Source organism: Psychrobacter sp. MF31, from assembly GCF_012847335.1.
In the GTDB taxonomy this organism is placed as follows: Bacteria; Pseudomonadota; Gammaproteobacteria; order Pseudomonadales; family Moraxellaceae; genus Psychrobacter.
Window position 1 is genome coordinate 101,045 of the sequence record NZ_JABBDX010000003.1, and the last position, 11,373, is coordinate 112,417.

Genomic DNA, 11,373 nt, shown 5'->3' on the forward strand with positions numbered 1-11,373 from the left:
CATCAGTCGCCATCGGTGCTGTTAAAGCCCACGCGAACGCCAAGCGTTGGCATCAATTCACGCTTGATGACGCGGGTGATCGTGGTCAAGTCCTCAAGCAGTTTTTGCTGATTGGCTTTGTCCGCTGTGCCCATATCTTCAGGCAATTGCGCAAGCAAGGTTGTGGTATCGGCAAGGGCGGTCGATAGCTTATTGCCTACCTCACTTTCGCCCTTGGTGCCAAGCATAGCGGTAAATACGGGGTCGGTCAGCACTTGATTAAGGACTGCCAATTTGGCGCTGACAATCTCGCGGCTTTGCTTCGCCGTTGCTGCCGGAAGGTGACCTTTGGCTTTACCAGAAAGTCCAAGTGGCTGCTCAATGGCGCTTGATTTCATTGTTTCTATCATTGCCAATAGCGAGTTAAACCATTTGTTCAGCCCTTGATTGTTATCGACGTTATCTATGGCAAGCAAGGTGGTTTTGTTTTCTTGCCAATTTTTCTCGATTGCCGTTAGGCGCTGATTTAACGCCGAGCTTGCGCTCATCACGTAAGCACACTCGCCTGAATCCAAGCGGTCATTGGCAAATAACGCTTCTTCAAGCCCTGGAACGCCTTGAACCACGGCGCTTTCATCCGCAAGCTGCTCAGGGGTTAAGTTCGGATTGGCGCGGATTAAGTCCGCCACACCTTGATGAACCAAGCCGCGCTCATCAGGATAGTAGTTGATGTATAAATTGCTCATGCTTTTGGTGGCAGGACCAAAATTGATCATTTCAGCTGCTGACCACGACTTTGCAAGCTCAAGCCAAGCGGCGCGCAGCTCATCAAGCTTGTCGCCGGTGACCGGAGCGCTGCCACAATGCGATTTTGCCAAGTCATGAAGCCGCAAGCTTTGCTCGGCGCTTTTGGCGTAAGCTGGGATGACAATATCGTCTGCCACATGCGTCAGATACGTTTTTTTGGTGTCCGCGCTAAGCTCAACTGGCGTAATTTTAACGGCTTCTGTATCAGTAGTGGCGGTGGCTTTTTGAGTTTCAGCTTTGTTGTCACTGACTTTTTGCTGCTTGCTATCCGCCGCTTGATTGTCATTAGGTTTAACACAGCTGACCAAAAGTCCGGCGCTCAGCGCAGAGATTGCCATGGCTAGGGCATGAGTTTTTTTCATAAGTTACTCGGTGGTTGGGTGAACTTGCAAAACGTTATAACGATTTTAAAAAGGCGAGAAGCTCCTCGCGACCTTGTTGGTCAAGCTTTAAAACTTGCTGCTGCTGAGCTTTTGCCTCGCCGCCATGCCAAAGTACCGCCTCCATGAGCGTTCGGGCGCGACCATCATGCAAAAAAGTCGCTTGCGGATCGACCGTTTGCGCAAGACCCACGCCCCAAAGCGGCGGGGTTCGCCACTGATACGAGGTCGCTAAAAACTCCACCTGAGCGTCTTTTGGCGGCAGTTTTCCGGCGATGGTGCGATCTGCCAAATCATCGCCCATGTCATGAAGCAGCATGTCGGTGTATGGATAAATGATTTGACCATGCTGCTCAAGGTGGTCGTCATTCGTTTTTGGCAACTGATAGCGCGGTGTGTGGCAGCTTTGGCAGCCCATATTATAAAAGCGTTTTTTACCGGTAAGCACTTGTACGTTATCTGCTTGACGGCGATGGGGAACGGCTAAATTTCGGGTATAAAATTCAACAAACTTGGTCACTTCATCGCTGACTTCAACGTCAGGTTTGCCGTCACCTTGATAGTCAGCGCCAGTGGCGGCTTTTAAGCAAGCCGTTTGCGACGGCGTACACGACTCCTTTGGGCGGATGCTTGAGGTCAGCCCCATATCTTCGTTAAAAGCAGTTTGGTTTTGGGTGAGCAATTTGGCTTGACCAGCTTTCCAGCCAAAGCGCCCAAGCATGAGTTTTCCCGTTTCGGCATCGGTCACCCAATTGTAAACGCCGCGAATGCCATCGCCGTTGCTGTCTTTGGGGTCGGCTTGTTTTTTGATGGCATCAACTGGGATTTGCTCTAAAAGCCCTAAACCAATCATCGGTAGCGCAATCCTTGGCGATACCATCAAGTCGTCATCAAACGCGCCGTAACCGGCGTTGGTTAAATGAAAGGTTGGCTTTCGCAAGGTTTCGACATGACCGTCAGCAAAGGTGACTTTTTTATCTTGCCAATCCACTTGAATCCGCGCTTCTGCCGGAACGCCTTGAATACCGCGATCTTGAAGCTGACCGCCATAAACCGGATGGGCGATTTTTTCGATCAGTGAATTTTGCAATTGCTGCTTTTGCTCAGCCGTGGTGGCAGGCATTGCCAAACGAATCAGCAAACTGTCCGCATCATCCTCCGGATGGTTGGGCGCATGACCGCGACCATCTTTGATATGACAAGATTGACAGGCAGCCACATTAAACAACGCCCCTAACCCATCGCGGCTGTCGGTACTTGCAGGCGCCACGACCCAAGGCTGCTTAAAAAACGCATTGCCAATAAAAAAGTTGCCTTTTCGTGAGGCAGGAATGTTGGAGGATGGCTTTGAGTAGCTCTCAGAACTGGTAATGCTAATTCCAGTATCGCCGCCTTGTTTGATCTCTTGCGGGTCAAATTCGATCAGCGTTGCCATCGGAACGCCCGCAATATTTTCAATGGCAGCAACGCGCTCTTTTGAGACTGACATCTTTGAGTCTGGATCATCTTTGTGGTTGTTTGTCGGCTGACAAGCGCTTAGTACCCCGATCGATAGTATTGCAAGGCTTTGGGCTACAATTTGTGCTCTTGTCGTCATGGCATCACCTAAACGCTGATTTGACTTAAAACGTTCATTTAAAGCCGATTGTCTTAAACTTGCGGCTGTTAAACGGTCATGCCATCAACCTTGATTGATGGCATGCTATTATACTAAAAAACATGGGATAAAAAAGAGAATCATTATTGATTTTATAACCAACACGACATCATTTTTATTTGACGATAGAACGCCTTTTAGTGACGCAACAGTTAAAATTGCGATCCAGCATCGGCATCAAGATTATCAATACCAACGGCGGCGGCGGCGTTTTCAATATCTGCCGTTAATGCTTGCAAGCTTGTAATTCCAGCCTCAATCCAGCCGCGGCGCTTATTTTGCTCTTCAGCGGAGATGCCATGTTTATTGGCTTGACCGACAGTTGCGATCATTTGATCCACTTTAATGCCTTCTTTTTCCGCTTTATCCACGATGATGTTAAAGGCGTCCTCAACCTTTTTAAAGTCAGCCGTTAATTTGTCGGCTTCATCTTTATGGTTGGTGTCGATCAAATACTGCTTTAAGCCATAACCGCCAACGGCTTTGCCATCGACCGTTTTATAGCTGCCGTTAAAGACGTTTTGGATGCCACGAGCATTATTGGCATAGCTTAAGTGCGTCAAGTCGCTAAAGCACTCATGCTCATCTTCAGTAGAGCCTGTAACAAACGCAACCTGCATACGCTCTGAAGCCAGCTCACCCAAGGCAAGGCTTCCCATTTGATACATAATTTGGCGAAGGGCGTTGCTGTCTTTTCGCGCCATGAAATCAGACCGCAAGGTATTGTCGCTTTCCGGCTGCCACTCAGCTTCCATATCGGTCAAATCATCTACCAATAATTGCGTTACCGCTTTTAGATACTGACCGCGGCGATCACAAATACGCGAATCTGCATTTACCGTATCGCCACTGGTACACTGACCATCGGTAACATAATCGCTTACCGGACGATTTCCTGCGCCCTCACCTGTGCCATTGGTATCTTGACCCCAAAGTAAAAACTCAATCGCATGATAGCCTGTGGTCACGTTCGCCTCACTGCCGCCGATTTCATTCATTTCTGCCAAAAGCTCAGGAGTGATGGTTTTGGTGTCTTGCTTAAGGCTACCGACAGTTACGGTATCGCTATTAATGATGTTGTCTTTGCTGTTATATTCGCCTTCGTAATTGCTGCTAACGTAATCAATGAGCGCCTCATCAAGTGGCCACGCGTTAATTTGACCTTCCCAACCATCGATGCTGGCGATTTTACGAGTGTCATTTTTGGTCACAAAGCCTTCATCAAAACGAAAAACTTCGGTTTGGGCGTAGGGCTGACGCGCCGCTTTATAGGCAGCTTTTGCGGCATCAAGATTGGCTTGGGTTGGGTCATCCACAAAAGTATTCACCGCCGTTTGCAGCTGTTTTGCCGTATCAAGCGAATCTTTAAATGCAGCGTGCGCCATGTCCGCATAGCTTAACAACAAACGATCCAAATTTGCCTGCTCAGCAGCAGAAGGTTTGGCGCTGGCATCTGAGCTTTGGGTGGTTGTTTCAGCTTGGGGGTCAGAATTGTTGGTTTTGCTGCAACCGGTCAACAGCAGCGCTGCCGCCATCGCTGAAGCCAATCCAGTTTTGACTAGGCGACCTTTGGTCATGGCAGTAAGCGTCATACATCCCTCATCAATGAAATAATTTAAATAATAGTTAAAAGTTTGGCAGGAAAAAGCTGAACCATCAGTGATAACTTCGCAATGGCATATCGGCTCAAATTATAGGAGTATTGAGAACGATTATCAAACTTAATTTGATCATAATCGTGATTTTTATAGCGCTGATGATAACTTTGGCAATGTAACTATAAAAATATAACTCTAAAAATATAAACCAAAAAAAAGGTCAACATCACGCTGACCTTTTTATTTGATTTAACTTAACTTTTTATCACGCTTGCAAATTAACGAACGCTTTGTGGGGCGTTAATGGTCAATTCAACACGGCGGTTTTGAGCGCGACCACTTTCAGTGGCGTTGCTTGCGATAGGACGAGTTTTGCCATAAGCTTCAACACGGATACGGTTTGAAGCTACGCCGCGAGCGCTTAGGTAATTGGCAACGGCATAAGCACGGTCACGAGATAGCTTCATGTTATAAGCATCTGTACCTTTGCTGTCAGTGTGACCAGCAATCGTTACGGTGTTTTGGTTGTACTCGCTTAAGGTTGCAGCAAGCTTGTTCAAAGTTGGGGTAAACGCTGAATTTAGGGTAGCATCATCAAAGGCAAAGGTGATATTGCCTGGCATGACCAGATCAATGTTACCATTTTCGTTAGGTCGAACAGTAACGCCCGTTCCTGCCATTTGCTGCTCAAGCTGCTTGGCTTGACGCTCCATGTAGTAACCAACGCCTGCACCAAGTGCCGCGCCGATTGCGGCATCACGACCAGTTTTGTCACCACCTGTCGCTTTTGAAATTGCAGCGCCGCCTGCTGCCCCTGCTAAAGTGCCAATTGCTGTTTTATTTAAACGTTGTTGACCTGTGGCTGGGTCAGTGCTACAGCCTGCCAAAACCAATCCTGAAGCTAACGCGGCAACCATCAATGAATTTTTCATATAATTTTTCCTCACTATAAACTAACTTTCACCATCAAAGTAAATGTTACTCAAAATCTTTCCCTGCCATTATGGCAAAGACGACTTAGGATTATGTAATATTTTGTCACATCTATGTATGACTACTGCATGCCAGTTTGCTACGGCTGGTGAATAACGCCATGATTACTTCTCAAAAGTTACCCAATAAAGATGATAGATATTATTAATGAATAAAAGTTTATTTTATCTTCTTAACTTAATCATCAATTTAAAATAAATAGCGCAAAATAATTTAATCAAAGCGCAACCGTAACAAGCGTACACTCAAATCATTTTCTGCTACCATAGCGCTTATTAATTTTGATTTAGCATTGTTGTTATCAAAGCAGCTCAGTTGCTCCAAAAGCGACTTTACTTAACCCAATTTGGCTGACTTTGATGATGATAAAAAGGAGGTTTAGATGATCGTGACCAAAGCCATGCAATCTTTGCAACATCGCGCCCCAAAAGTGGCAAAAGCTGCCTCGCTTGCCACCGCAACGGGCGTTATTGCCGCAAACAGTATTGGCGGTAGTATTCCGATTTGGCTGATGGGCGCTACCAAAATGATTACGGGCGCCAAAATCGCTGATCAAACGGTCATTAAGATTGCCAATCATTGGATTCACAGCAATAATGTGCTGCTTGACAAGCTGTTTCCTAATAAAGATTGGCGCATCAGCTTGCCTGACGATATCAACCCCAATGGCAAATATCTGCTGATTAGCAACCACCAATCTTGGGTCGATACCAGCGTCATTCAGTACGTAAGCGAAAAAACCTTGCCGCTGACGCGCTTTTTTACCAAGTTTGAGCTGATTTATATTCCGGTTGTTGGTCAGACGTTTTATTTTTTAGACTTTCCGATGATGAAGCGCCACTCAAAAGAAGCCATTGCCAAAAATCCAAGCTTAAAAGGTCAGGATATCGAGGAAGCCAAGCGCGCTTGCCGATTGTTAAAAGACAAGCCTTTTACCCTGTTGAACTATTTAGAAGGCACAAGGTTCACCAAAGAAAAACATGATCAGCAGAACTCGCCTTATCAGCATTTGCTTAAACCACGAGCCGGCGGCTTATCGCTTGCTATTCAATCGCTGGGTGATGAGATTGATGGGATTTTGGACATGACCATCGTTTATCCTGACGGCACACCAAGCTATCAAGATTTGTGGCTTGGCAACGTTCAGCGCTTAGGGGTCGAGGTTCGCAAAATTGACATGCCAAAAGCGTTATTTTCAGCGATCAAAACTGGCGACTACGACAATGATGAGAGCGTGAAAGCCGATATGTTTGCTTGGCTTGATGACATTTGGCAACAAAAAGATGGGCAAATTGAAACTATGCTGGCAGAATTTGACACCACTCAACCAAAAGCTCAACCGCAATAAGCCGATAGCTTGTCGCCTTTTGCTTGAATTTTCAACCAACCTTAAGGTAAGCCTTTTGTGATTGACTCGCCTGCTGATATCCCTGCCAAAACCCCAAGTGTCAAGCCAAGCCGGATCAAGCTTGGCTATGATATTGCCATGATGATCGCCATCAGTATTGATTTGCTAGTGATTGGCTTTGATACCATGCTCATGAGCGACTTTAGCCAATTGATCGCGGTAAAATTGGCGCTCGCGGACAGCTTGCAGTGGTATCAGGCAGTACTACATCAGCCGCTGCGAACGGCAGGCGGGTTTTTTACGGTATTTTTGATTTTAGAATTGCTCGTTCGTTGGGGCATCGCCATTTATACCAAAGTGTACTATCGCTGGTTTTTTTTCCCATTTGTGCATTGGTATGAGGTTTTAGGTTGCTCGCCGCAGCTACGGGCGCTGCGGTTGTTTCGGGTGGTGATCATAGGTCGGCGCTTATATCAGCTTGGCTATCAAGTCTTGCCGCAGCCCTGGGTCAACCGGATTAAATTTTATATCAATTTGTTGCTTGAGGAATTGTCAGATCGGGTGATTTTAACCACGATTTACAATTACCGCGCTCAATTGACCGACCCCAAAACCCAAAAGTCCATCATCCAATCAGCAATTGGCAATAATCGCGATGCCATTGAGCACGCCTTATTGTCTTTATTAAAGCAAGAGCTTGCGCCAAAATTGCTCCAGCTAAAAGACACTCAAAATCAAGGCTTGGCGGTCGATATTGGTCAAGCGGTCGAAACGGGACTTGCCAATTCGCCTGAGCTTCGCCGCTATCTAAAAATGATCCCGATTGCCGGAAGTTTGATTGAATCGCAGCTGTTAAGCGTCGGTCACAGTATCGGCGAGAATGTGGTGACCTCCCTTAGTGATTTTTTGCTTGATCCTGATCGCTTAGAGGCGCTTTTTGCCGCCATTGCTCACGATATTGCGTCGATCGATACTAATAACGCTGAGCTTGAAGCGCTGATTGCTCGCGTGATTACCGCAAGTCTGGATGAGTTTGAGGCGCAAATTAAGGTTCAGCAATGGAAGCATCAAGATTTGCTGAACTTTTAAGCAATCCTTAAAATAATCCGTTATGATAGCCCCATCATTCCCAATTGATGCCCCATTTAAGACCCTTTAAGGTAGGAAGGACTGACGCTATGACGACCAAAACCGATGCCACTGATGCCACAGAAAAAGAGGCGATGCCGACCTTAACGTTTTTTGGCAAAATGTTGACCTTTTCACGATTGCAATTAAATACCGCCGATTTAGCCGCTATTGATGATCAGCTTGCCCAAACGCTGAACCATAAAACCAGCCAAATTCCAGTGATTGTTGACAGCAGCGTCGATCAAGATTTGGATGCGCTGATTGATTTGTTATGGTCTTGGGGACTTCAGCCTATCGGGGTGGTCAAAGGCATCCTTGATGAGCAAGCAGAAAAGCTGCGATTGGCGATTTTTCCAGCAGAAGGCAACCGCATTGAGCGCATTGTTCCAAAGGCGAAAAAAGAGCCGGAAGTTCGCGCAGGTAATGACGCCCCTGAACCTCAAGATCCGGCGCCTGCCTTGCCAACCGAACAAGTCACCAACCTGATTTATGATCAAATTTTGCGATCCGGTCAGAGCCTCAACCACGTTGGCGGCGATTTGATTTTGACCAACAGCGTGAACAATGGCGCTGAAGCCATCACGGACAACAGCCTTCATGTTTATGGTCGCGCTCAAGGTCGCTTGGTGGCGGGCGCAACGGGCGATAAAGATGCGCGGATTTTTTGCCAAATGTTTAATCCCTCTTTGGTGTCAGTTGCTGGAACCTATTGCCTTCGTGACAATTTACCTGAGCATGTGATTGATAAAACCGTTCAAGTTCGCTTTAAAGAAGGTCAAGGTTTGGTCTTTACGGTTATGGATGATTTTTAATTTAAGCATCGACTCGTCAGGCGACCACTTTGATTCAAAAGTAAGCGCTGATAAAAAAATCCTTTAATCTTTTGAAAGTAAAAAATTTTGACCGATTGGCTTTGATTTGGGTTTCACAGCTATAACTTTTTGTTTATTTATGTTAGGCTTATCCCCTTAAGTGACCGCCCTTTTTTTGATGATCGCTGCGGGATTTTTGACCCTAAAGCGTCTTGCGGCACAAAAATTTTTGACATCCCAATCATTCATAGGAGTGTGCCATTGTGGCAAAGATAGTTGTAATCACTTCAGGTAAAGGCGGTGTGGGCAAAACCACCACCAGCGCATCTTTTGCCGCAGGACTTGCGCTACGCGGTCATAAAACCGTGGTTATCGATTTTGATGTGGGACTTCGAAACCTCGATTTGATCATGGGCTGTGAAAACCGCATTGTTTATGACTTTGTTGATGTCATCAGTGGCAACGCCAAATTGTCGCAAGCTTTGGTGAAAGACAAGCAGCTCGACAATTTATTTATTCTTCCTGCCAGTCAAACTCGAGATAAAGATGCGCTGACCGACAAAGGCGTGGCAGATGTCATGGATGAGCTGTCCAAGCAGTTTGATTATATCGTTTGCGACTCCCCTGCTGGTATTGAGCGCGGCGCTCAGCTTGCCATGTACCACGCAGATGAGGCAATCATCGTCACCAACCCTGAGATTTCATCAGTCCGTGACTCTGATCGCATCATTGGTATTTTGCAAAGCCGAACCAAAAAAGTTGAAAAAAATGAAGGCGCGGTTCGTGAGCATCTGATCATCACTCGCTACAACGCTGAGCGCGCCGCGGCGAATGAGATGATGGACATCAACACCATCTCAAATGACATTTTAAAAGTGCCTTTACTTGGCGTGATCCCTGAGAGCCACTCGGTACTTGAAGCCTCAAACCATGGTGAGCCGGTCATCCACTATACCGACTCGGTTGCAGGGCAATGCTATGACGACATCGTAGCCCGCTTTTTGGGTGAAGAGCGCCCCCTACGTCACACAGAAATCAAGAAGAAAAGCTTCTTACAACGCTGGTTTGGGGGTTAAGGATGAGCAAGAAAAAAGGATTTTGGGGCAGTCTGTTTGGTAGTGATGACAAAGCTACCGGAAGCGCCAGCGCCGCAACTGAGCGCCTAAAGGTGATCGTTCAAAGTGAAAATCGCCTAAACAACCGCTTAACCGCCGATCGCATCGAAAAAATGAAGCGTGAAATCTTAGAAGTGGTCAATAAATACGTCAACGGCGTTCAGATTGATGATGTGAACATCAATCACCGTAACGAAAACAGCTTGGACGTTCTTGAAATGAACATCAGCTTGCCTGAACATAAAAAGCCTGCTGCTGAATCAAACTAAGTCCATTTAAATGACTATAAAAAAAGCCCTAATCGATTAGGGCTTTTTTATCGGCTTAAATTTAAGCGTTTATTTTATCCGACCAATCAAATTGTCTTTTTTGATAAATTGGTGCTGCAAAGCTCCTGCGATGTGCAGTACCGTAAACACGATAATCAATGGCCAAATAATATCGGTATGCAAATCGTTATAAAACCGCGCTGACGCACGATCAGGGGCAACAAATACCGGAAGCTCAAATAAGCCGAACATATCAACCGGACGACCGCCGTAAGCTGACATTAAAAATCCAGCAATAGGCATCGCGATCAACAACGCATAAAGGGCAAAATGCGTAAAATGCGCGGCAAGCTGCTGCCATTTTGGCATCAAAATATCAGGAGGCGCTTGGGTCAAAACGCGATTGATCACCCGAGCAATCATCCAAAACAATAAGCTCATGCCAAAAGCTTTGTGAAGACCGATGTATAATTTGCTTTCTGATTGGTCATAAAGCAAAATCATTCCCCAAGTGATGAGCAGTAATAGCGCGCTGATCCAATGAAAAATCCGGCTACTTAGCGGCCATTTTTGAAGATTTGCATTGCTTTGGGTCATAGCTCACCTTATGTTTATCATTAAGTTGGAATCAATTGCCAGCTATTATAGCCGATAATTTAATTAATAAAACTCAACAGTGCTATGCTATTGTTAAGAATCCTTAAGATTAGCTGTCTAGATCCACCAGTTGGTGGGCAATCTTATCTAAATCTGGAACCAAATAATAATGATCATCAATCATGACGGTTTGGAACAGATACGATAAAATTACGTTTTCGCGAAAGCGCTCTTCGGCAACCTCATTGTCGCTGCCCGTAACGACGGGCGCAAAAAAGTTAAACCCTTCATCACGTTTTTTATTAACGTTAATATTGGCTTGAGCAACGTCCAAATATTTTTCAGGAAGCTCAGTATCTTTGACATCAGAGATGCGAACTTGGATGTTTTTAATGTCGCCAACCGTTTGCAAAGCAATTCGGTGAACGCTGGTGTTGCCTTCTAAGACAATCATTTTATCGGGCGTTTGACTTCTCGGCAACAAGTGAAACACCGCCACTTCCTGCTGATGCCAAAGGTACGTCCAAATCCGCTCATGATACGGCTCAATACTTAAAATCAAGCTCGTTGGAATCAGCCAATCCGGCTGGTTCATTGCCGGAATGATGCTCACCTCAAGCAGACCGTTATCGGCGGTCAATAAACTTACGGCTTCAAACGAATGCTTTCGAATTTGGTTCAAAATGA

The 11,373-nt window shown here is 46.0% G+C and carries 11 protein-coding genes; 5 read left to right on the forward strand and 6 right to left on the reverse strand.

Annotation, left to right across the window (positions count from 1 at the left end; all coding sequences use genetic code 11):
• Positions 1-2 precede the first annotated feature (2 nt).
• The 4 genes from HF322_RS05515 to HF322_RS05530 all read right to left on the reverse strand — a co-directional run bounded on the left by HF322_RS05515 (position 3) and on the right by HF322_RS05530 (position 5,353).
• Entirely contained in the window at positions 3-1,148 is a 1,146-nt protein-coding gene (locus HF322_RS05515; RefSeq protein WP_169392411.1) for an imelysin family protein, read from the reverse strand.
• Positions 1,149-1,182: 34 nt separating this feature from the next.
• On the reverse strand, positions 1,183-2,763 hold the full coding sequence (locus tag HF322_RS05520; protein WP_169392412.1) for a di-heme oxidoredictase family protein: 1,581 nt from the start codon (positions 2,761-2,763) through the stop codon (positions 1,183-1,185).
• A 212-nt stretch (positions 2,764-2,975) separates the two neighbouring features.
• Positions 2,976-4,415: an imelysin family protein gene (locus HF322_RS05525; RefSeq protein WP_169392413.1), complete on the reverse strand. Its 1,440-nt coding sequence runs from the start codon at positions 4,413-4,415 to the stop codon at positions 2,976-2,978.
• 284 nt (positions 4,416-4,699) lie between these two features.
• Positions 4,700-5,353, reverse strand: a complete 654-nt coding sequence (locus tag HF322_RS05530; RefSeq protein WP_169392414.1) for an OmpA family protein — start codon at positions 5,351-5,353, stop codon at positions 4,700-4,702.
• Positions 5,354-5,796: 443 nt separating this feature from the next.
• Here HF322_RS05530 and HF322_RS05535 point away from each other — a divergent pair, with 443 nt between their 5' ends.
• The 5 genes from HF322_RS05535 (at position 5,797) to minE (ending at position 10,089) form a co-directional block, all read left to right on the forward strand.
• A complete protein-coding gene (locus HF322_RS05535) occupies positions 5,797-6,762 on the forward strand; it encodes an acyltransferase (protein ID WP_169392415.1) in 966 nt (321 codons plus the stop codon).
• Positions 6,763-6,819: 57 nt separating this feature from the next.
• Positions 6,820-7,851, forward strand: coding sequence for a hypothetical protein (locus HF322_RS05540; protein ID WP_169392416.1), 1,032 nt, complete (start codon positions 6,820-6,822; stop codon positions 7,849-7,851).
• An 89-nt stretch (positions 7,852-7,940) separates the two neighbouring features.
• Positions 7,941-8,705, forward strand: coding sequence for a septum site-determining protein MinC (gene minC / locus HF322_RS05545; RefSeq protein ID WP_169392417.1), 765 nt, complete (start codon positions 7,941-7,943; stop codon positions 8,703-8,705).
• Positions 8,706-8,968: 263 nt separating this feature from the next.
• Entirely contained in the window at positions 8,969-9,781 is an 813-nt protein-coding gene (minD, locus tag HF322_RS05550; RefSeq protein ID WP_169392418.1) for a septum site-determining protein MinD, read from the forward strand.
• A 2-nt stretch (positions 9,782-9,783) separates the two neighbouring features.
• Entirely contained in the window at positions 9,784-10,089 is a 306-nt protein-coding gene (gene minE, locus HF322_RS05555) for a cell division topological specificity factor MinE (RefSeq protein ID WP_169392419.1), read from the forward strand.
• Positions 10,090-10,158: 69 nt separating this feature from the next.
• Here the strand turns inward: minE and HF322_RS05560 are convergent, their stop codons facing one another.
• A complete protein-coding gene (locus tag HF322_RS05560) occupies positions 10,159-10,686 on the reverse strand; it encodes a cytochrome b (protein ID WP_169392420.1) in 528 nt (175 codons plus the stop codon).
• A 109-nt stretch (positions 10,687-10,795) separates the two neighbouring features.
• A complete protein-coding gene (locus HF322_RS05565) occupies positions 10,796-11,368 on the reverse strand; it encodes a hypothetical protein (RefSeq protein ID WP_169392421.1) in 573 nt (190 codons plus the stop codon).
• Positions 11,369-11,373: the final 5 nt, after the last annotated feature.